The sequence below is a fragment of the Rhizobium sp. SG_E_25_P2 genome (genome assembly GCF_029892285.1).
In the GTDB taxonomy this organism is placed as follows: Bacteria; Pseudomonadota; Alphaproteobacteria; order Rhizobiales; family Rhizobiaceae; genus Rhizobium_E.
The window spans coordinates 26,184-47,632 of the sequence record NZ_JARXVM010000001.1 but is presented as its reverse complement, the minus strand read 5'-3'; the positions used below and the strand labels follow the sequence as shown (position 1 = coordinate 47,632).

General features: G+C 61.4%; 18 protein-coding genes. 8 read left to right on the top strand and 10 right to left on the bottom strand.

Features of this window, described 5'->3' with window-relative positions; translation table 11 throughout:
- The first annotated feature begins 23 nt into the window (after positions 1-23).
- Positions 24-1,451 (top strand): aldehyde dehydrogenase family protein, encoded by a 1,428-nt coding sequence (locus M2360_RS00225; RefSeq protein WP_280772359.1) that lies wholly within the window; start codon positions 24-26, stop codon positions 1,449-1,451.
- A 21-nt stretch (positions 1,452-1,472) separates the two neighbouring features.
- On the opposite strand, the gene M2360_RS00220 is transcribed toward M2360_RS00225, so the two are convergent.
- The gene (locus M2360_RS00220; RefSeq protein ID WP_280772358.1) at positions 1,473-3,935 is read right to left on the bottom strand and encodes a bifunctional diguanylate cyclase/phosphodiesterase; all 2,463 of its coding nucleotides are present in this window, start codon (positions 3,933-3,935) and stop codon (positions 1,473-1,475) included.
- A 252-nt stretch (positions 3,936-4,187) separates the two neighbouring features.
- Here M2360_RS00220 and M2360_RS00215 point away from each other — a divergent pair, with 252 nt between their 5' ends.
- From M2360_RS00215 to M2360_RS00205, 3 genes are all read left to right on the top strand, one after another.
- The gene (locus M2360_RS00215; protein ID WP_280772357.1) at positions 4,188-5,231 is read left to right on the top strand and encodes a LacI family DNA-binding transcriptional regulator; all 1,044 of its coding nucleotides are present in this window, start codon (positions 4,188-4,190) and stop codon (positions 5,229-5,231) included.
- 108 nt (positions 5,232-5,339) lie between these two features.
- Positions 5,340-6,533 (top strand): CoA transferase, encoded by a 1,194-nt coding sequence (locus M2360_RS00210; protein WP_280772356.1) that lies wholly within the window; start codon positions 5,340-5,342, stop codon positions 6,531-6,533.
- 197 nt (positions 6,534-6,730) lie between these two features.
- On the top strand, positions 6,731-8,062 hold the full coding sequence (locus tag M2360_RS00205) for an APC family permease (RefSeq protein ID WP_280772355.1): 1,332 nt from the start codon (positions 6,731-6,733) through the stop codon (positions 8,060-8,062).
- A gap of 17 nt (positions 8,063-8,079) precedes the next feature.
- Here the strand turns inward: M2360_RS00205 and M2360_RS00200 are convergent, their stop codons facing one another.
- On the bottom strand, positions 8,080-8,847 hold the full coding sequence (locus tag M2360_RS00200; protein ID WP_280772354.1) for a helix-turn-helix transcriptional regulator: 768 nt from the start codon (positions 8,845-8,847) through the stop codon (positions 8,080-8,082).
- A gap of 59 nt (positions 8,848-8,906) precedes the next feature.
- Here M2360_RS00200 and M2360_RS00195 point away from each other — a divergent pair, with 59 nt between their 5' ends.
- From M2360_RS00195 to M2360_RS00185, 3 genes are all read left to right on the top strand, one after another.
- Entirely contained in the window at positions 8,907-10,316 is a 1,410-nt protein-coding gene (locus M2360_RS00195) for an amidase (protein WP_280772353.1), read from the top strand.
- Positions 10,317-10,485: 169 nt separating this feature from the next.
- Positions 10,486-11,466: an SIS domain-containing protein gene (locus M2360_RS00190; protein WP_280772352.1), complete on the top strand. Its 981-nt coding sequence runs from the start codon at positions 10,486-10,488 to the stop codon at positions 11,464-11,466.
- Positions 11,467-11,574: 108 nt separating this feature from the next.
- Positions 11,575-12,459 carry a DMT family transporter gene (locus M2360_RS00185; RefSeq protein ID WP_280772351.1) on the top strand — a complete coding sequence of 295 codons (885 nt, stop codon included), beginning with the start codon at positions 11,575-11,577 and terminating at the stop codon, positions 12,457-12,459.
- Between the two features lie 3 nt (positions 12,460-12,462).
- Here the strand turns inward: M2360_RS00185 and M2360_RS00180 are convergent, their stop codons facing one another.
- The 8 genes from M2360_RS00180 to M2360_RS00145 all read right to left on the bottom strand — a co-directional run bounded on the left by M2360_RS00180 (position 12,463) and on the right by M2360_RS00145 (position 20,334).
- Positions 12,463-13,131 (bottom strand): helix-turn-helix domain-containing protein, encoded by a 669-nt coding sequence (locus M2360_RS00180; protein WP_280772350.1) that lies wholly within the window; start codon positions 13,129-13,131, stop codon positions 12,463-12,465.
- Between the two features lie 721 nt (positions 13,132-13,852).
- On the bottom strand, positions 13,853-15,271 hold the full coding sequence (locus M2360_RS00175; protein WP_280772349.1) for a PepSY domain-containing protein: 1,419 nt from the start codon (positions 15,269-15,271) through the stop codon (positions 13,853-13,855).
- Positions 15,272-15,308: 37 nt separating this feature from the next.
- On the bottom strand, positions 15,309-15,626 hold the full coding sequence (locus M2360_RS00170) for a helix-turn-helix domain-containing protein (RefSeq protein WP_280772348.1): 318 nt from the start codon (positions 15,624-15,626) through the stop codon (positions 15,309-15,311).
- A gap of 401 nt (positions 15,627-16,027) precedes the next feature.
- Positions 16,028-16,408 (bottom strand): hypothetical protein, encoded by a 381-nt coding sequence (locus M2360_RS00165; RefSeq protein ID WP_280772347.1) that lies wholly within the window; start codon positions 16,406-16,408, stop codon positions 16,028-16,030.
- Between the two features lie 79 nt (positions 16,409-16,487).
- The gene (nagA, locus tag M2360_RS00160) at positions 16,488-17,648 is read right to left on the bottom strand and encodes an N-acetylglucosamine-6-phosphate deacetylase (RefSeq protein WP_280772346.1); all 1,161 of its coding nucleotides are present in this window, start codon (positions 17,646-17,648) and stop codon (positions 16,488-16,490) included.
- A complete protein-coding gene (locus M2360_RS00155; protein ID WP_280773045.1) occupies positions 17,648-18,670 on the bottom strand; it encodes an SIS domain-containing protein in 1,023 nt (340 codons plus the stop codon). Before M2360_RS00155 ends, nagA begins: the two co-directional genes overlap by 1 nt.
- A 22-nt stretch (positions 18,671-18,692) precedes the next feature.
- Positions 18,693-19,457, bottom strand: a complete 765-nt coding sequence (locus tag M2360_RS00150; protein ID WP_280772345.1) for a GntR family transcriptional regulator — start codon at positions 19,455-19,457, stop codon at positions 18,693-18,695.
- Positions 19,450-20,334: a BadF/BadG/BcrA/BcrD ATPase family protein gene (locus M2360_RS00145; RefSeq protein WP_280772344.1), complete on the bottom strand. Its 885-nt coding sequence runs from the start codon at positions 20,332-20,334 to the stop codon at positions 19,450-19,452. The genes M2360_RS00150 and M2360_RS00145 overlap by 8 nt, the downstream gene beginning before the upstream one ends.
- Before the next feature lie 211 nt (positions 20,335-20,545).
- Here M2360_RS00145 and M2360_RS00140 point away from each other — a divergent pair, with 211 nt between their 5' ends.
- Complete coding sequence (locus M2360_RS00140) at positions 20,546-21,442, top strand: N-acetylmuramic acid 6-phosphate etherase (RefSeq protein ID WP_280772343.1); 897 nt, start codon at positions 20,546-20,548, stop codon at positions 21,440-21,442.
- The last annotated feature ends 7 nt before the right edge of the window (positions 21,443-21,449 follow it).

Here is a 21,449-nt window from a genome sequence, read left to right as displayed (position 1 = left end):
CGCGCAAGCAGAGGAAAGCAAGCATGAGCAATCACGAACTCTTCTACATCACCGGCGAATGGGTTGCCCCTGTCGTCCCCGCCACGCTGGACGTGATCAATCCGGCTACCGAAGAGGCCTACACCAAGATTTCCGTCGGCTCGAAGGCCGATGTCGACAAGGCTGTGGCCGCCGCAAAGGCCGCCTTCAAGACCTTTTCCAAGACCAGCCATGCCGATCGGCTGGCGCTTCTCCGCCGCATTCTCGAAGTCTATAACGAGCGCTTCGAAGATATCGGCAAGGCCGTGTCGGATGAGATGGGTGCGCCCATGTCTTTCGCTCTCGACGCCCAGGCCTGGGCTGGCCGCGCCCATATGGAAGCCACGATCAAGGCGCTGGAAGATTACTCGTTCAGCGAAAAGCGCGGCACGACCACTGTCGTCAAAGAGCCGATCGGCGTCTGCGCGCTGATCACGCCCTGGAACTGGCCGCTCAACCAGATCGTCTGCAAGGTCGCCCCGGCAATCGCCGCCGGCTGCACCGTCGTGCTCAAGCCGTCGGAAATCGCGCCGATCAGCGGTATTGTCTTCGCCGAAGTCATGCATGCGGCGGGCGTACCCAAGGGCGTGTTCAACCTCGTCAATGGCGATGGCCCGAATGTCGGCCAGGTCATGGCCGGCCATCCCGATGTCGACATGGTCTCGTTCACTGGCTCGACCCGCGCCGGCATCATCGTCGCCAAGACGGCGGCCGACACGGTCAAGCGCCTCGCCCAGGAACTCGGCGGCAAATCGGCCAATATCGTTCTGCCTGACGCCGATCTCGAAGAGGCCGTCACCAAGGGCGTTCAAGGCTGCTTCGGCAATACCGGCCAGTCCTGCGATGCGCCGACCCGCATGCTCGTGCCGGCTGATCGCCATGACGAAGCGCTTGGTTTCGCAAAGCTCGCGGCCGAAGCCTTCAAGACCGGCGATCCCAAATCCGCTGACACCGATCTCGGTCCTGTTGTCAGCCAGCTGCAATATGACAAGATCCAGCGCCTCATCCAGGCGGGCATCGACGAAGGCGCGACGCTCGTGACCGGTGGAACTGGTCGTCCTGAACATCTCAATCGCGGCTATTACATTCGCCCGACCGTGTTCGGTGGCGTCACCCGCGACATGACCATCGCCCGCGAAGAGATCTTCGGGCCTGTTCTGTCTATCCTTCCTTACAAGGACGAAGCCGAAGCCATCGATATCGCCAATGACACGGTCTACGGCCTCGCCGCCTATATCCAGTCCGGCGATATCAATCATGCCCGCGCCGTCGCGGCCGAAATGCGCGCCGGCTCTGTCTATCTCAACTATCCGGACTGGGACGTCTTCTCGTCGTTCGGCGGCTACAAGCAGTCGGGCAATGGACGCGAATATGCCGATTTCGGCATCCACGACTTCCTCGAAATCAAGTCGATCATCGGCTACGGCGATTGATCTTGACCTCGACTGGCGGCGTCATCGCCGCCAGTCTTCCCGGGCGATGAAGCCGAGAAGGTCGGTGTAGCTCATCGGTTTGGCGAGCGCAAAACCCTGAAGCATATCGCAGTTCATGTCGCGCAGCATATCGATATGGGCTGCGGTCTCCACGCCTTCCGCAGTGACTTTCATGCCCAGGGAATGGCCGATCTCAATGATCGCCTGCACCAGTTGCCGTTGTTCACGGTTCTCCACGATCGGCTTGATCAGCGCCCGGTCCACTTTGAGCGTGTTGGGCTTGACCTTGAGAAGGCCGATGACCGAGGCGTGGCCGGAACCGAAATCGTCGATTTCAAGCCCGAAACCCCGGCTCCGCAGCGCCTCGATATTGGCGGCGAGATCCCCCTCGCTGTCATCAAGGAAAATTGTCTCGAGCAATTCGAACGAGATTTTCTCCGGCGGTATCGGCAGCCTGTCCAGCTTGGTCAGCAATTCCGGATCGCTCAGCCGTCGCACCGAGATGTTGAAGGAAATCTTCGGAGCCGACGACCCGAGCGCCGTCATGTGCTCAAGCGATTTCTCCATGATCATCGCGTCGATGGCGGAGACCACGTCCAATTCTTCGGCAATGGCGAGGAACGTCGCCGGCGGCAACACCCCTTTCAAGGGATGCGCCCAACGCGCCAGCGTTTCGACCCCTGCGAGGTCCAGGCTCCGCGCGTCGAACTGCGGCTGGAAGTAAGGGATGAACTCCCCTCTTTCCAGCGAGGCGAGAATTTCGTCGGAGACGCGTTTCTTGACGACGATCTGGTCCTGCAACTCGCTGGTGAAGAATTCGTAGCGATTTTTGCCGTTGCTCTTGGCGCGGTAGAGCGCCATGTCCGCATTTTGGAGCAATTGCGTGGCGTCGCAATCCGGGCGCGCGTCGAAGGCGATGCCGACGCTGGCTCCGACGCGGCATGGCGTCTTGTCGACATAGACAGGCGCGCGAAGCTGTTCGATGATTCGCTGCGCCATCGCCTGCAATCGGCACAAATCGCCCTGGAACGGAGAGACGACCACGAACTCGTCGCCGCCGATGCGGGCGACAAAATCCTCCGACGCTGCAGTTGATCGCAGGACGGAGCTGGTGTGGGTGAGCATGAAATCGCCGGCGCGATGACCGAGCGTATCATTGATCTGTTTGAAGCGGTCGAGATCGATATGCAGAATGGACAGACCAGCGGCCTCCGAACGGCGCGCAAGCGTCTCGTCGAGGAAGCGCCGATTTGGAAGGCCGGTCAAGTCGTCATGAAGAGCGTTGAATTCCAGACGGGAGCGAATGGCTTCGAGTTCGGTGTTGCGCGCTTCGGCAAGGGTCTTGGCGCGCTCCAACTCGTCGCGAACCGAAATGTCGTCCGTCACGTCCCAATTGGCGCCGATGATTTTCTGGCGGCCATTGGCGTCAATGAAACGGGCCGCGCGTGACCGTATGTGCCGCAACGTCTGGTCACTAGCGCGTATGATGCGGAACTCGTTGGAAAAATCATTCCCGGACGCCAAGCCCTTCTCGATCCGCCGCAACGCCGAGTGCCGGTCGTCTGGGTGAATGACGCTGAGCCAGTCGTCGCCGCCCATGATGGCTGGCGAGCCGGTCAAGCCGAAAATCTCCAGGAGCGTATCGTCGAACTGCACCGTATGATCAACGATATCGGCTTCGAAAACGCCAATGCGGGTGGCCTCTAGCGCGAGCTCGAAGCGCTGTTTCAGGCGCTGGATCTGACCTTCCGCTTCTTTTCGCGCGGTGATGTCGAGATCGGTGCCGATAATGCGGGCTGCGGTTCCATCCTGAAATGTCTCGACGCAGGCGCCGCGGCACTCTACCCAGACATAGGTTCCGTCAGTGTGCCGCTCGCGATATTCGCAGGCTGTTACCGAAAGATCGCCTGCCGCTTGCTTCTCGATATAGGTGCGAACATGCTCACGATCATCGGGATGGACCGCTTCGATCCAGCTTTCATAGTCCGCGTTGACCTCGCTATCGCGCGGTATTCCCCGGATTTCCTTCCATTTGCCGGAATAGAAATAGTCGCCGCGCCGGATGTCGTGATCCCACACGCCGAGATCGGAGCCGACCAGGGCCGCATTCCACCGTTCTTCCCAGCGTCTGGTCTCGATCTGCGTCGTCTTGGCTGCGTGAATGTCGAGAATAGTCACGACGAAAAATCCGGCGAAGCCTGCGACCTGCTTCGCCTGCAGATTACGCCATCGCCGACCGTCCTTCTCCGATCCGAGCTCAATATCAAGGCCTGCTGGGCATCCCGGACTATCAGGCGATAGGATGAGAAGGTTCAGCAGTTTGTCCCCGTCTTCTTCAGCACACTGTTCCACCAGCGAAGACGGCGCTTTGAGTGTCGGCAGGATTAGGCCCGTGGCTTCATTGGCGCCGTAGACGCGCAACCGTTCGTCGACCAGGATCGCTGGCGCCGGCAGCAGATCAAGAGCGGAGAGAATCTCCGTCACAATCCAATCCGGTAGCGCGCGCGGGCTCGTCAAAGATCTCATGCCGTTGGCTCACTGATCCGTTCGGTGCTGCATGGCATGAATGCGTCCTGCGTTAAGAAAGATGGATCATCGTCCTACGACCTAAACAATCCGTTCACGCGGCGCGTGAAATCTTGGCTTGTGCGAGCGAGTTGCGCAGCGCCTCCATTTGTTGCAAGCCTCAGCAACTGGCATGGAGCTGATTTTGGGCGAAACGAGGCAAGAGGTCTGATGGAAAAGGAGACGCCGAAACGCCGGCCGCGCCGCAAGAGCGAGGCTGCGACCATGGCGGACGTCGCCCGCGTCGCCGATGTGTCCATGCAGACGGTCTCGCGATTTCTCCGTTCCCCGGACACGGTGACGGAAAAAACCGCCGAAGCCATTCGCGCGGCCATCGCTGGCACGCACTATGTGCACAATCTTGCCGCAAGCCATCTCGCGTCCCAGCGCAGCCGTACGGTTGCAGCAATTATTCCCACCATCTCCGCTTCGGTTTTCGCCGATACGATCCAGAGTTTTTCCGACGTTCTCGATGCCGGCGGCTATCAGATTTTTCTCGGCGCCACCAATTACGACCCCGACCGCGAAGAGAAAGTCATCCGAGGCCTGCTTGGCCGACGCCCCGACGGGATCTTCATCATCGGCGCCCGGCATAGCCGGCAGACCACCGCTCTGTTGAAGCGGGCGGCTATTCCGGTGGTGGAAGGTTGGGATCTTGTCGATCACCCGCTTGATGGCGTCGTCGGCTTTTCCAACCGTAAACCGATGCAATCCCTCATCGAGCATCTGTTGGGCCGGGGGCGGCGGCGCATCGTGTTTTGCGGCGCTTTGATCCATGGCGATGTTCGCGCCGAGGAACGCCGCGACGGCTTTGTCGAGGCGATGCGTGCGCTAATCCCCGAGATTGAACCCAGGCTGGTTCTGGAACAAGATCGGGGATCCGACATGGAGGCGGGCGCGCGGCTGTTCGAACGTGCGCTCCGGGATTTCCCCGACGCTGACGCCCTGGTCTTTTCCAGCGATATTCTGGCGTCTGGCGCGCTATTGACCAGCCAGCGGCGCGGGATTTCTGTGCCTGGCGCGCTGGCGATCACCGGTTTCGGCGATTTCGAACTGGCGCGCCATCTCAACCCCGCTCTGACCACGATCCGGATTCCCGCTTCCGACATTGGCCGCAAGGCGGGCGAAATGCTGCTGGCCGCCATGCTTGGCCAGGCGCCGGCCGAAAAACGCGTAGACGTCGGCTATGAACTCGTCATCCGGCAAAGTGCTTGAAACATCAAGGTCGGGAAGAACACATCAAAAATGTTAGCGCTCACTCTTGACCTTGGCGCGGATGCCGGTAGGCTTGGCGGCAATCAAGATGATCTTCGGGAGGAATTTATGGGCGTTCTCAGCGGTTACCGTGTCCTCGATTGTTCGATCGCCATGGCGGGGCCGTTCGCGGCCCAGCGTCTGGGCGATCTCGGCGCCGACGTGGTCAAGGTGGAGCCTGTCACCGGCGAATGGCAGCGGCATGTTTCGGCGGGCGGCGCGAGCGGCAACCGTGTCAATGTTTCGTTTCTGTCGCTGAACCGCAACAAGCGCTCGCTCGCGGTGGATCTCAAATCCCCCGAAGGCAAGGCGATCCTGATGGATCTCGTGCGCGACAGCGATGTCTTTCTGCAGAACTATCGGCCGGGCGTCGCCAAGCGGCTGGGCGTAGATTACGAGAGCCTGTCGGCGATCAATCCTTCCATCATCTATGTCTCGATGTCGGGCTATGGCGAGACGGGCCCCTATGTCGACCGTCCCGGCCAGGATCTCGTATTGCAGGGCATGTCCGGCGCCATGCTGTCGGCGGGCCGCGAAGGCGAGCCGCCTACCGCCGCCGGCCAATATCTGGTCGACGCCATCACCGCCTACACTGCCTTCGAAGGCGTGCTCGCAGCCCTGCTGCATCGCGAGCGCACAGGTGAGGGGCAGTTGGTGCAGGTCAACATGCTCGACGCCATCACCACCATCCAGATGCAGGAGCTTTCGGTTTTCACAGTCGGCAAGAAAGAGCAGAAGCGTTCGTCCGAGCCGCATGCCCATGTCTATATCCGCGCGCCCTATGGCGCCTTCGCTACATCCGACGGATTCATCATCGTCGCTTTCCCCAAGCTCAAGACGCTGGGCGAGGTAATCGGCGAGGACAGTTTCCTGACCATGAATGATGAGGTCGACACCTGGAGTCGCCGCGACGAGATCTTCGCCAAGACGCGCGACAGGCTGAAGACCAAGACCTCAGCGGAATGGCTGGACCTGCTGCGCGCCGCCGACATCTGGTGTGGACCTGTCTATGGTTACGCCGATCTCGTCGACGATCCGCAAATCAAGCATAACGGCTCCTTCGTCGAGTATGATCACCCGACCGAAGGACGCGTGAAGACCCCCGGTTTTCCGATCCGATTCTCCAAGACGCCGTCTGTTGTCGAGCGCGGCGCGCCGCTTGCCGGCGAGCACAGCCGCGAGATTCTCAAGGAAGCCGGTTATGACGAGGCGCGGATCGACCAGTTGCTCGCCCAGGGCGTGATTGCCGCAAGCGAGGTGTGATCACTAGACTCCTCCTTTGGCCTGCGCGAAGCGGGCAACCCCTTCGTGAGATGAAGGCCTGATGCGGCGACATAACCCCTTGGTGTTATGTCGCCGTTGCCGCATTTTCGACATCATCGCCGCCTGCCTCGCTCGCTACGGGAGAGGCATTCGAAGGACTGCGCCAAACGGCGCCAAGAAAAACTCCGGAGGCGAAGATGAACCAGCCTATCAAACTCGAACGCGCGCTCGGCCTGTGGTCGGTCGTTCTGTTCGGCCTTGCTTACATGACGCCGATGATCGTGTTCGGCACATTCGGCGCGCTTGCGACCACCAGCGGCGGCACCACGCCGATGGCCTATCTGATCGCTGCCGGCGCCATTCTCCTGACCGCCATCAGCTATGGCGTGATGGCGCGCGTCTATCCCGTCGCGGGCTCCGCCTACACCTACGCTCGCCGCTCGCTGAACGGCCATGTCGGCTTTCTGGTCGGCTGGGCGGTGCTGCTCGACTATTTCTTCCTGCCGATGGTCATCTGGTTGATCGGCGGAGCTTATCTGTCGTCCGCCTTTCCGGATGTGCCGGCCTTTGTCTGGATCCTGGCCTTTATCCTTCTGACCACTCTGGTCAATCTCGTTGGCGTCGTGTTCGCAAGCCGCGTCAATCTGATCCTGATGGCTGTGCAGCTCGTCGTGCTCATCGCCTTCGTGGCGCTGGCGGCGCGGTATGTTGTAGCGGCCCAAGGCCCGGGCGGCCTGCTGTCGGTCGAGCCATTCTTCAAGGCTGATGTGCCCTTCTCGGCCTCCATCGCCGGCGCGGCGATCGCGGCCTATTCCTTCCTCGGTTTCGACGCCGTCTCGACGCTGACCGAGGAAACCCGTAATCCCGCGCGCACCATGCCCAGGGCAATCCTGATCACGGCGGTGGCCGGCGGGGCGATCTTCGTGCTGTCGTCCTATGTCACGCAGCTCGCCCATCCCGGCGCGGTTTTCCAGTCTGTCGATTCCGCCGCCACCGAAATCGCAGCCAAGATCGGCGGCGACGCGTTTGTGGCGATCTTCCTCGCCACCCTCATTGTGGCGCAGTTCACCTCGGGCCTCGCCGCCCAGGCGAGCGTCGGACGGCTGCTCTTCGCCATGGGCCGCGACGATGTGCTGCCGAAGGCGATCTTCGCGCGGCTTCATCCGCGCTGGCGCACGCCGGTGATCAATCTGGTCATGGTCGGCGTCGTCGGTCTGCTGGCGCTGTTCATGGACATCACCACCTCGACCTCCTTCATCAATTTCGGCGCTTTCCTCGCTTTCACCGCCGTCAATCTTTCGGTGATTTCGCTCTATCTGCGCGGCGAGGCGCAGGTGCGGGCTTCGGGCGTCCTGATAGGACTGGTTGTTCCCGCCGTCGCGGCGGTGTGCGATCTCTACCTGCTCGGCAATCTCGACGGGAACGCGAAGGTTCTGGGCCTCGCCTGGCTGGCCATCGGCGCCGTCTATCTCGTTTACCTGACGGGTGGACTGCGCAAGGCCCCGCCAGAGATGGATTTTGCCGAATAAACCGGGAAAAACTTCGGTCAGGCGAGAAACAGATGGAAAAGTTCCGCCTGACTGGAGATCTTCAGCTTCGCATAGATCTGCCGCCGATGCACTTTGACCGTGTTCGGCGACAGATCGAGAACGGCCGAAATCGAGAGGTTGGAATGGCCTTTGAGGATCAGGGTGACGATTTCGGTTTCCCGCTTGGTCAGAAGCGGATGCGCGATGCGCGCGCGGCCGCTGGTTGCCTCGGTATTGTCTCCCGTTCCGCGCCAATGACGCCGCGCGGTGGCGCAGACGAGCGGCGTGAACAGGCCGATAAGGCTGATCTCTTCGGCGCCGAAAAGCGGTTCGCCTTTCATCCGCGACACCGACAGGACGGCGACGGATGTGGGGCCGAGGTCGAGAACGAACCCCAGTTCGTCGATGATCCCGGTCGTCCGATAGTGCCGGCGGAAATATTCGCTGTCGAAGAAGTCATCTGGGGCGAGCGCCCGCATGGCCAGCAGACGCTCGCTTTTATCGTTTCCAACGGCGTCGTAAAACGGGTCGAGCACATAGGCGCCGTCGAGATAATGATCGACGATCACGCCCTGGCGTTTGCGGTCATGCAGATTGTGAAGATCGCCAGCTTTGCCGTCGGACGTGTAGTAAAAGCCGTTCATCATGCCGAAGGGGGCCAGCGTCTGAAGCGCTTGCGCCAGGAGATCGGGGAATGCCGTCTCTCCGATCGCCGTCACAGCCGCAGCAAGCGCCGTCGCGAAAGCACTGAACCTCGCCTCATTCACCGTCGCGGATTGATCCATCCGCTTCACCCCCGACCTCAGGACGCATCATCGCTTCCGGGATGCTTTGGAACTCTCTCATGCAAAAGGCAATCAAAATCACTTTCGATCGCCATGCGCTCGATCTTCCGGCCACCGAAATCGCCGAGGGCGTGCGGTCGGGCCGCCTGAAAGCCGTGGATCTCATGGCCGAAAGCCTCCGCCGGGCGCACATTGCCCAGGACGCCGCCAACTGCTTTGCATTGATCCGTGAAGACCAGGCGATGGCGGCAGCCAAAACAACCGATGCCGCCGTGGCGCGGGGCGAAGCGATCGGCGCGCTGCTCGGCGTGCCTTTCGCCGCCAAGGATCTGACTCCCACCAAGGGCGATATCACCACGCTCGGCTCCTGGTCATCAGGGGACTGGGTCCCCGAGGAAAGCGCTCTTGTGGTCCGGCGGCTGGAAGCGGCCGGCGCGATCCTGATGGGCAAGACGACGACGCCGGAATTCGCCTTTTCGAGCTTCACCGTCAGCCCCCGTTTCGGGGTCACCCGCAATCCCTGGGATCTGTCGCGAACCTCCGGCGGCTCCTCGGGTGGGTCGGCGGTGGCGGTGGCCACGGGCGTCGTGCCCTTTGCCGAAGGCACCGATATGGGCGGCTCAGTGCGCATCCCCGCCGCCTTCTGCGGCGTTGTCGGTCTCAAGCCGAGCCTCGGCCGTATCCCCATGACCATCCTGCCGAGCCAGTTCGACAATATCTCGCATTTCGGTCCGCTTGCGCGCCGCATACAAGACGCGGTCGCCTTTATGGCCGCAGCGTCGGGACCGAGTGACGAAGATATCTCGTCCGCGCCGATCGGTTTCGATAGCGCCAGCAGCAGCCCTCTCGATCTCCGTGGTCGCCATTTCGCGCTGTCATATGATCTGGGCTATTACCGCATCGAGCCCGGCGTCCGCCATGCGGTCGACGAGGCCATCGAGCGTATGCGCGCAGCCGGCGCGATCGTTGATGAGGTCGATCTTGGCTGGACGCGCGCCGTCAACGATCGCTGGTACGATCTCTGGTGCGTGTTCATGGCTGGCTTTTTTGGCGATCGGCTCGAACCCTTTCGCGGCCGAATGGACCCCGAAATCGTCAAGATCATCGAGCGCGGACTGACGCTGAACGCCGTCGACATCAAGCGAATCGAACATCTCAGGACCGATATGTGGCAGAGGCTCGCTGCGGTTCTCCATGGCCGTGAGGCTCTGCTCTGTCCAACATGCGCCATCTCCGCGCCCAGCGTCGACCGCATTGATGACGACTATATCGGCGAGGACGAGCATGGCCGGTTGAGGGGGCTCGACATGACCTGTCCTTTCAATCTTCTGCCCCAAAGTCCGGCTCTATCGATACCGGTTGGCGTCGCGGAGGCGGGGTTGCCGGTCGGATTGCAGATCGTCGGCCACCGTTTCCAGGACGAACAGGTCCTGGCCATTGGCGGCGCCATCGAAGCGTTGTTCGGATAAGCCTGCGGACGGGAGACCGTGGAACTCAAGGCCGAATGGCTGCATTTCCTGCATATGTCACATGCGCCTGCGCGCTTTGTGTTCGTTTCGACTTTCCGCTATTTCTGGCGAAAGCTGCCGGCATGCGTCTTGCCGCCGCCAAAGCCCGATATGCAAAGGCCCTGTCTTCATGTCCAAAACGCCTAGAACTGTCGAACGCGATGTCCAGGATCAACCTCAGGCGCTGTCGATCGTTCTGGACCGAATGTTCAGTGAAGGCCGGATGGCGCTGGATGGCGCGCGGGCAACGGTTCTCAGCGGACGGCCGGTCATCGTCACCGGCATGGGCGCCTCTTTCCATGTCGCGGTGCCTCTCGTCTATCACCTCTCCGCCATGGGTGTGAACGCCAATCTGATCGAGACGGGCGAACTCGTCCGGCATCGCTTGCTGCTTTGCCGCAATGCCGTGGTCGTTGTCATATCTCAGTCTGGTCAGACCAACGAGACGGTCGAACTGCTGGATGCGATGACCGAGTTGAACGCCATCACCATCGGCGTCACCAATGAGGAGCCGGGCGCGCTCGCCCGCCGCGCGCATCTGCCGCTGATCGTCGGCAGCCCGCGCGACACAATTTTTGCCGTGCAAACCTATATGGGCGCTATGGCGGTGTTGCTGTCGCTATCGGGGCGGCCCGGACTGCTGGAGCGTGGTGATTTTGAACCGGCGTTGCAGGCGGTCGAGGCGCTTGTTGGCGCGCCTATGGAAAGCGATTTCCCGGCGTCAGGCGGCCCGCTCTATCTGCTCGGCCGCGGCCCTTCTGTGGGATCCGCCCGTGCAGCCGCGCTGTGGTTTCATGAATTTGCCCGCATGTCGGCGACGCCCATGACCGGCGGTATCTTTCGCCATGGCCCGATCGAGGCGATGAATGACGGCGTCCAGGTGTTAGGCTTTGCGCCGAAGGATATCGATCTCGCCTCCAATCTCGCTCTTGCCGAGGATATCCGCAGCGCTGGCGGCGCCGTGCGTCTGATCGGGCCGGACCGCGATTGGGCCTATCCCAATATCTCCCCGCTACTTGCCCCGCTGGTGGAAATCGTGCCGGCCCAGCGCGCGGCAATCGCTGCGGCGCGTGCGCGCGGCGCGCCGCTCGGGGAAACGCGCTTCCGCTGACGCATTCGTGCGAGTTGGCGTGAGCCCCGAAAATTTTAGCTTGTGCTGGTTCCGCCGCCCGGCGTTAATGAGCTTTGGCGCTGTGAATCGTGATCTAGCGAGGCCGTCGTGAACAAGACTGTGTTGTCCGGCGTGGCGCTGACTGTTTTCGCCTATTTCCTCTTCTCCATGCAGGATGCGTCGGTCAAGCTGTTGGCGGCGGGGCTGCCGATCGCTCAGATCCTGTTCGTCCGCAGCGTGGTGATCCTGGCTTTGTGCCTCGCGGTCGGCGGCAGGAAACTGCCGGTCGCCATGGCGCGCTCGCCGGTGTTGTTTCCCATGCTGTCGCGGAACGTGCTGCTGCTTCTTGCGTGGTTGACCTTCTACACCGCTTCGCGCGATCTCGGACTGGCGCAACTGACCACGATCTACTACGCCTCGCCCGTCATCGTGACGCTGCTCGCCGCGCCGATGTTGAAAGAACATGTGCCGCCCTTGCGATGGCTCGCGGTCGGGGTGGGCTTTGTCGGCGTGCTGCTGGCAAGCGACCCATTTGCCGATGGGTTGGGCGTGTCGCGTCCGGTCATGCTGGCCTTTTCGGCGGCGGTGTTTTGGGCGCTTTCGGCCATTCTGCTGCGCAAGACGGCGATGGCGGAACGAACGCTGGTGCAAATGGCGATTTCCAGCGGCTTCTTCATCCTGATGACGGGAGCCGCCTGTGTCTTTCTTTGGATGCCGATCAGCTTTATGAGCCTGGCCTTGATGGCGGGCGTCGGAATTTTTGCGGGCGTCGCCCAGTTCGCCTATTTCGAGAGCATTCGTCGCGCGCCGGTCTCGCTGCTTGCGCCATTCGAATACACGTCGCTGGTCTGGGCGTTCGTCCTCGGTTACGTCATCTGGGGCGACAAACCGCAATGGCATGTATTCGGCGGGGCTGGGTTCATCGTGGCGGCCGGCGCACTGGCTCTGTTGTCCGAGCGCCACAAGAGCGCCGGCGTCAAGAACCAGGCATGATCGTCAGACGGCGAGTTCCTGCGGGATTACGTCTTTGGCAAGGGCGAGATAGGCTTTCACCTGATCCTTCATCACGATTTGCATATCGGCGACGGGGGGCATCTCGTAAATGCAGAAGCGGATGCCTGCATAGATGAGCGACGAGTGCATGCTCCATACAAGTTCATATTCCCGTTCGGTCGCAGCGCGGTCCTGTGTCGACGGAAAGCCATATTGCAATCGAGCGCCCTCGACGATCTCGCTAAATAATGTGTCTTTGAATTTCTTGAGATAGGCCTGCGCGAAAGTGGGATCGCTCAAGGAGAGGAACATGAAGGCGCGAAACCATCGCGGTTTATAGATGATTGGTAGATAGTAGCTGTAAAACGCATCGAGCCTTTCGATCAGGGGCGCCGTTTGATCGATGAGTATTTCGCGCCATCGGGCATCCCAATGCCCATTTTGAACTACGTCGGATATCGCCGAGAGAAGATCCAGCTTGGTCGGGAAATAACGATGGACTAACGGTTGCGTGACATGAACCCGATCCGCGAGTTCCTGTACCGTGATGGCCATTCCCTTCTGGGAATAAATATCAATCGCAGCTTCCAAAAGCTCTTGTCGGCGCTCATGCGCCGGAAGATTTCGTCGCGGGCCGGTTGCGGTTGGCTTCTTTGTAACTAACTTCGTCATATACCCAACTTTACACGGAATAACCGAAAGGGAAACCTATCCGTGGTTAGATGACGCTGAACACTATTGCAATCCGTCAAATCCAGCGATGCTGTTCCAAAACTCACGCCAGTTTCCTTGAACAGAGAGCAAAATATTCTCATTGGCGCAGTAAGTCGGACGCGTCGCATGCAACAAAAAGAAGCGAAACCGGCTGAACACAACGTGTCGCTGCTGTTTGCGTTGTTTTGCGGAATATGGATTTCAGGCCAGGGCGTGGAAAAACATTTCGCCCCGGCGCCTGACGAGCGATGGCGAAATCTGACACTTGTTCGGATATGTGGCGTTATGCCGCAGTGTTGCTCAAACAATTTTGCGTCGCCTTTGCGCTTCGGATCGTAGGCAGGATGGCTAACTTGCTCCCCAACGCCGCCGGAAACGAGAGTGTGGGAAACGCCGTCGCTATCAGCAGCGGGCTTCGGGATCTCAAGCGGATACGCAATTGGGTGAAAGCCCGAGGCGGGCGGTTCGCAAAGATCGCAACTGAAGGCGGAATAGTGGCGATCGATTTCAGTGAGCTGCAGTAAATCTCACCACGATAGCTGGCGCGAGCCCGTGAAGCTCTTCGATCGGTCCAAGCGGCAGTTTCTCTGCCAGGAAGACGTCGCCGCAGAAAGTCAGGCGATAGACGCTGGGCGCGATAGACGCGCGGGCCGGATGTGACCGGCCCGCGGGTGGAGTTTTAGTTCAGTACGGCCTTCAGGCGGGGCAGATTGGCGATGACGATGACGTCAAGCGCCAGCACGGCAAGAAGCGTGAGCCCCGCGACAGGGAAGAGGAAGCTGAGCGCCAGCATGATGAACACCGCGCCCTTCCACATCGGCATGGAGTCAGGCATTGGCGGCGCGCCCAGGCGGAAGCTGCCGGAAGGCCTGCGCTTCCACCACATAACGACGCCGGAAACAGCGATCAGGATAATGGAGAGACAGAACAGGGCGTTGAGTGCGATGTTCCACCAGCCCATTTGACCCTCGTGCAGCGCGATGCCTACCGCCATCGCCTTGCCCGCTGTCGAATAGTCTTCATAGTTCACCGTCGCCAGAACCTTGCCGGTATACTGATCGATATGCACGGTTTTGTCCGAGGTCGGATCAGCGCTGTCATAGCTCATCGAATCCCGGCTCAGGGTCCAGACGCCACTGGCGTCTGCGGGCGCGCTCACCTGGAAACGGCCGTCGAAACCGATCGCCCTGCCGAGCGAAACCACACTTTCCAGCACCACAGGCGTACCCTCGGGCAAGCCGGATGCGACACCGGTTGCGTCCGATTTCGGCATCAGTGTCTGCTCAAGCGCCCAGGGAACTTCCTTGAGCGCGCCGTGGTTCATCTCGGCATGGGTCTTGTCGGACAGGGGAACATTGTCCCATTTCGCCGCCGGAAAGGTGCTCCAGGCCTGCACATATTTGCCGCCCCACACGCCGGCCCAGGACAGGCCCGAGATCAGGAAGAACAGGAGGATGACCGACATCCAGAAGCCGGTTGTCATATGCAGCGACTTCCAGAAGGCGCGTCCACGCGCTGCGAGATTGAGAACGAGCACATCGCGCCAGTTCTGCCGGTTTCGCGGCCACCAGAGATAGATCCCCGTTACCAGCAGGATGATGCCGAGTGAGGCGGCGATCTCAATGAGCAGGTCGCCGAAGCCGCCATTGTCGCCGATCATCAGTTCTCCGTGGATCGACGTGGCGAACTCGTTCCAGGTGCCGTCTTGCGCCCTGTCCTGCACCACTTTGCCGCTATAGGGATCCAGCGCGATCATTCGGTTGCCGCCGTCGAGATTGACCTGGAAGAGAGCGGGATTTGCGGGGCCATAAGGCGCGACATATTTACCGATGCTGCCTTCCGGATAGGATTGCAACGCCGCCTTCGCCTGGTCGGCGATGCTGAGCGCCTTTTCCGCTACCGGAATGCGGATGCGATCGCCATATTCGGGCGCGACGGTCGTGAACCAGAGAATGATCATGCCGGTGATCGCGAGCATGAGCATGAATGGCGCGACATAGAGGCCGGCATAGAAATGCCATCTCCATGCTGCGAAGTAGAATTTCTGCGCAATGGCCCTGTCCTTGGGCGGTGCGCTGTCAAGCGTTCCAACTGTCATGACGTCCCCTTTGTCTTTGACGGAAAAATCGCCGCTCTCAGGCGGTATGGCCACCGGCCGTCCGTTCGAGAGCGATCTGGTTGAGAATGGTGATGCGCTCCGGCCTGTCGAAACCAATCAGCCCCATCCGTTTGAAGCTGTTCAGCGTCCGGCTGATCGTTTCGATCGTCAGGCCCAGCCAGTCGGCGAGGTCGGCGCGGGTCGGATAGAGAATGAATGTGGGTCGCGTCTGCCTGCTGGCGCGTTCAGCCGGTGCGAACTGCCGCGCCAGATCCAGCACTGCGGTCGCCACGCGTTCCGCCGCCGTTTTTCGCCCCAGCAAAAGCGCATGCGCCTGCATGCGCGCCAGCAGCATCCGGCCTTGGGATGAATAGGCGTCTTGCGAGACGTCTGCAGGCGCAACAGAGCTGTAGGTCAGGGATTCAGCCCGACAATCAGCTCCGATAGAAAAAATTCGACCCGGCCCGACAATGTCCGATATTTGTCGCCGGCCGTCCGGGAGATAGTGAGACAGGGCGAGGCAACCGCTTTCGACGGTCATCATCTCCGCTAGCGGGTCTGCGGACACGGCTTGCCTAGGTTCAAGAAATTGATTGTGTTTAGACGCAGTGCGGAGGCGTCGTGTAGTGGGGCTTGCGCCCGGGGTGGCGATAGCGAGCATATGCATGGCGTCATCCGGCCTTGGATGCCGGAACGCCAGGTTAGCCCGCGTTGCCGGATCCGGATCTCAGAATTCGGCGCGATGAAGCGCCGGGCTCAAACGAGATCGGATCGGGAAGGCGGTCCGCGCGGAGAGGCGGAGGGAGGCATAAGCAGACGCTGAAACGCCGCGTCCCAGGCCAATACGGTCGAGCGAAGCTCCGGCCGCGGCGCATGCATGTCGATGTCGACGATCGGAAGAAGAGTGCTCGCGACCAATCGGCAGGCGTCGCAGCCCTGATCATAGGCGTGCTTCTTGGCTCCATCCTCGTCATCGCCATAGCAGATATCGGCGATGGAGCCGTCGGGCAGCGTATAGAATGCGCCGGGCGTGCTGCCCGCCGCGAATGTCTGAACAGGCTTATGCGCGAAGCCGAGCATGACGAGCAGCAGCGCGCATAAAAGGCGCAGAAGCTTTCTCCCCAATCCCGACGTCATGAAATCTACCTGTCCCGTAAACACTTAATCCCGACTATAGCACATAATTTTCGTTTGCAACGGCCGTCAGCCGCTCCATTCAGGTCACATGGACGCAGGAGCCGCCGATCCAGGTCGAGGTCAGATGCGCGGCATCCGCGCTCAAGATCACGAAATCCGCGTCGTATCCTGCTGCGATGCGACCCTTCCTGTCACTGACGCCCATTACATTCGCCGGATAGAGGCTGGCCATTCTGACAGCTTCCTCGAAGGGAAGTCCGACGATCTCGATCAGGAAACGCACCGAGGAGAACATGTCGATGTCAGCGCCGGCCAGCGTGCCGTCGGCCAATGTCAATTTTCCTTCGGTCCGATAGATCTGCCGGCCGTTCAAGGTGAAGCCGCTCAGATCAGTGCCAATCGTTGACATGGCGTCAGTGACGACGAAAATATGGCCGGGCCCACGTTTCGCCCGCAGCGCCGCCGACATCGTGCCCTTGTGGACATGAAACCCGTCGGCAATGATCCCGGCATTGAGCGCGCCGATATCCAGCGCCGCGCCGACCAGACCAGGACTGCGATTTTCCATCTGGCTCATGGCGTTGAAGAGATGCGTCGCGCAACTCGCGCCCGCGTCTGCATACTTGCCCGCAGTCTCATAGCTCGCATTGGTGTGGCCGAGGCTGACGGTAAAGCCCGCCGCCTTCAGTCGCGTTACCTGGTCTTCAGTGACATTCTCCGGCGCGATCGTGATCATAATTGCGTCGAAACGCTGGCCGACGGATTCGAGCCGGGTCAAGTCCTCCTCCGTCATCGGTCGGATGAGGCTGGGATCATGAGCGCCTTTGCGTGCCGTCGACAGATGCGGCCCTTCAAGATGCAGACCCAGAAAGCCCGGCACATGCTCCGCCTTGGCCTGCAAACCGGCCTCGATAGCGGCGGCTGTGATTTCGGGCGTATCTGTAATCAACGTCGGCAACAGCGCCGTCGTGCCGAAGCGGGCATGCGCTTCACAGATTGTGCGAATGCCCTCGACGCTCTGATCGTCGTTGAACATGACGCCGCCGCCGCCATTGACCTGGAGATCGATGAAGCCGGGGGCGATGACGCCGCCTTGCGCGTCGATGACATCAGCCTCCCGCGGCGATTCGCCTGCCGGGCGGATGCCTTCGAAGCGCCCGTCGCTGATGAGAAGCGCTTGGCCGTCACGCCAGATCTCGCCGTCGAAGATCCGGCCGTTCTCGATCGCGGTCAGGGTCATCAATGCGTCTCCGTCACTTTCTTCAGCGCCGCCGGCGCATCGGGATTGAAGCCCCGCGACCGCGAAAACGCCTCCACGAAACCGTAGAAAGGAATGATCAGCGCTAATGCGTCGGTCAGCGGATGACCAGTGCGGGCCGCCGGCAGTTCCAAAGCGGCTTCCGCGCCGTCGCCGGTCACGAAGGCCGCAGCGCCCTTGCGCGCGAGATCGTCGAGCGTGGCGACGGTGGAGGCGGTGGCGGCGTCGCGAGAGGCGAAACCGACCACTGGGAATTTCTTGCCAACCAGCGCCACCGGTCCGTGCAACACTTCGGCGCTGGAATAGGCCTCGGCGTGAATCTCCGAGGTTTCCTTGAATTTCAGCGCCGCTTCCGAGGCGATGGCGAGCGCAGGCCCACGACCGAGCATATAGAGCGAATCGGCGCCCTCAAGCGCCGCCTGCAGCGGGCTCCAATCCAGCGCCAGCGCCCGGTTCAGGGTTTCCGGCAGGTCGCGAACGGCGCGGGCGAGATCGATATCATCGGTCCATTCACCGAGAATGGCGAGACCCGCCACGATCGAGCTGACATAGGACTTGGTGGCGGCGACTGCGAGTTCGGGGCCCGCCTGGATGTCGATCGCGTGATCAGCCGCGTCAGACAAAGGCGAGGGCAGGGTGTTGGTCAGCGCGATCGTGGTCGCGCCAGCGTCCCGCGCCGACTTTGTCATAGCGACGATATCGGGGCTCTTACCGGATTGGGAAACGGCGATGGCTGCGGCGCCCTTCAACCGCAAAGACTTGCCATAGATCGAGGCGAGCGATGGGCCGATCGAGGCCACGGCGCGGCCGGCATATTGCTCCACCGCATATTTGAGGAAATGGCAGGCGTGGTCGGACGAGCCGCGGGCGATGGTCACCAGAAAGGCCGGATCAGTGGCCTTCAGCGCCAGTCCGGCGTCGCGCAGGCTCTGGCCCGACTGATCGAGGAGCCGGGAAACAGCGGTCGGGATCTCATTGATTTCCTGGCGCATATGGGTGGTCATGGTGGTCATCCTGTTGTCGTGCTCACGCATCGGTGAGCGTCATTTCGGCGACGAAGTCATAGGCGTCGCCGCGATAGAGGGAGCGGGTGAATTCCACCACCCGCCCCGAAGCAAGATAGGAGAGGCGCTCGATGGCCAAACCGGCGGAGCCTTCGGGCACGCCGAGAAGGCCGGCTTCTTCGCGTCCGACATTCACCGCCCAGATGCGCTGCACGGCCCGCGCCGGGCTGGCGTTCAGCCGCTGCAGTTCGGCATAGAGCGAAGTGGTGACCATCATCGGATCGGGCAGAATGTCGGAGGAGAGGCAGGCCCGCTCGATGGCGAGCGGCAATTCGTTGGCGATGCGAAGGCGCGCGAGCCGCGCCACCATCATGTCCACCTTGAGCCCGAGCTTCATCATTTCATCCGGCGAGGGGTGAAAGAGACCGCGCTCCAGCCATTCTGACCGGGTGGAATAGCCACGCCGCGCCATATCTTCGGAAAAGGACGTCAGCCTCGACAACGGTTGCTGCATCCGCGCCACCGGCTTCATCACGAAGGTGCCCGAGCCGTGTCTGCGGCTCAAGAGGCCGTCGCGCACCAACTCGTCCACCGCCTTGCGCACGGTGACGCGACTGACCTGGGCATATTCGGCGAGATCGCGTTCGGCCGGCAGAGCCTGGCCGTGCGCGAGGCGCCCTTCATGGATGGCGTCCTCCAGCCATTGCCGCAGCTTGACATAGAGCGGGCCGGAACCCTCGCTTTGCAGCGCGCCGAGCGGCAGAAGATCAGCGAGTGGCTCACCCATGGGCCGTCTCCGCCTGGAAGCGTCGGACCGCGAGAGCCACGGCGCCCGTCAGCGCATCCGCCTTAGGATCCATGAGCCGCGACCGATGACGGGGCGCGAGATGATCTGCGTAAAGGGCGGCAAGGCCGCCGAGCAGCGCCAGTCGACCGCCGTGGCTGATCTCCGCCTGCCGGTCGAGGCCGGCGTCGATCTGGGCGGCCGCGGTGGCCAGCAACCGGGATGCGGTCTCGTCTCCCAGTTTGGCGAATTCGAAAATGCGCGGCGCGAAACGGCCAAATTCCCCGGGGCTCGCTTTCTTCGCGAAGGCGACCATGCGCGGTGGGCTGTGATCGAATTCCACTAAGATGGAGGTTGTCAGCGGCGAAGCGGGCGCAATGCCGTCATAGGCGAGCAGCGCTTCCTGCAGGGCAGCGTGCCCCAGCCGCGCGCCGGAGCCGAAGTCGCCGATCACGAAGCCCCAGCCGCCGAGATAGCGGATGTCCGTCCCCAGCCGGGTGATGAAGATGCTGCCGGTGCCGAGAATGGCCACCGAGCCGTCGCCTTCGCCCAATGCGCCTTCGAGCGCGATCAGCCCGTCGGAATCGACCACCGCGCGGGCGAAGGGCAGGCGCGAGGAAACGGCGATCACCGCGTCTTCGACATTGTTGCCGGCGAGGCCGAGAAAGGCCGGGGTCTCTGCAATCAGGCTCTCACTCAGGCCGGCGTTGGAAAAAGCCTCGCGCGTGGCGTTTGAAATGCTGGCGAGAGCGATGTCGGCTGACGTCATGATATTGGCGGAGCCGCTTTTGCCCATGCCAAGGATGCGGCCGGTTGCATCCGCGACCGCCGCGCGGCAACTTGTGCCGCCTCCGTCAATTCCAACGAAATATCTGGCCATTGCTCGCCTCCTGAAGAGACAATACCAAAAAAATACCAATATCCAAGCGGCCCTTTCAAAAAAATCGACGAAAGAAAATTAACCAAGCTATTCAAAGATAAAATCGTGGGGATCACGCGCTGAAGATCACGGATTTTTACCTTTCGTAAATTCCTGCTGGACAATTGGTATTTTTTTGGCATTAAATGCCGGCGCTGAGGAGACGGATTGCATGGCTGAGCGGAAGACAGAGGCGTTGCATGAGAAGGCGAGGGGCATTGACGCTCTCGCGCCGCTTGATGCGCTTTTGCTGCTCGCCTCCGCCCAAGCCGAGGCCGCCCTGACGCCCGCTGCGTCGGTGAATGCCATCTCCGCAGGCGCTCGCCTCGCGGCCGATGCGCTTCAGGCGGGGCGTCGCCTTGTCTATGCCGGCGCCGGCAGTTCCGGGTTGATGGCCATGGCTGATGCGCTCGAACTGCCCGGCACGTTCGGAATTCCGCGCGAACGGATCGCCGTGTTGCTGGCCGGCGGCGCTGAAAGCCTGCTCAATCTGGCCGGCGCGCCGGAAGACGATCTCGATGCTGCCCGCGCCGATGCCCGACGGGAGATTTCCAAAGGCGATTGCGTGATCTGCGTGTCGGCCAGCGGCTCGACCCCCTATACGCTGGCGTTGGCGCAGGAGGCCAAGGCTCTGGAGGCATGCGTCGTCTCTATCGCCAACAATGCCGGCACGCCGTTGCTCACGCTCGCCGACGCCGCGATCCTTCTGGAGACGCCGCCCGAAATGATTTCCGGCTCGACCCGCATGGGCGCCGGCACCGCGCAGAAGATCGCGCTCAACATGTTCTCGACCTTGATGGCGATCCATCTCGGTCATGTGCATGACGGGCGCATGGTCAATTTGGTCGCGGACAATATGAAATTGCGTCAGCGCGCCGCCGGCATCGTTGCCGATATCGCCGGCGTCGATTCAGACAACGCAGCTGGATGCATTGAAGCGGCGGATGGCGCGGTCAAGACCGCCATCCTGCTTGCAGCTGGCGCTAAAGATAGATCCGAAGCCGAGGCGATCCTGAGCCGGACAAGCGCAAATGTGCGCGCCGCGCTCAAACTCCTCGGACGTGCTTAAAACTGGG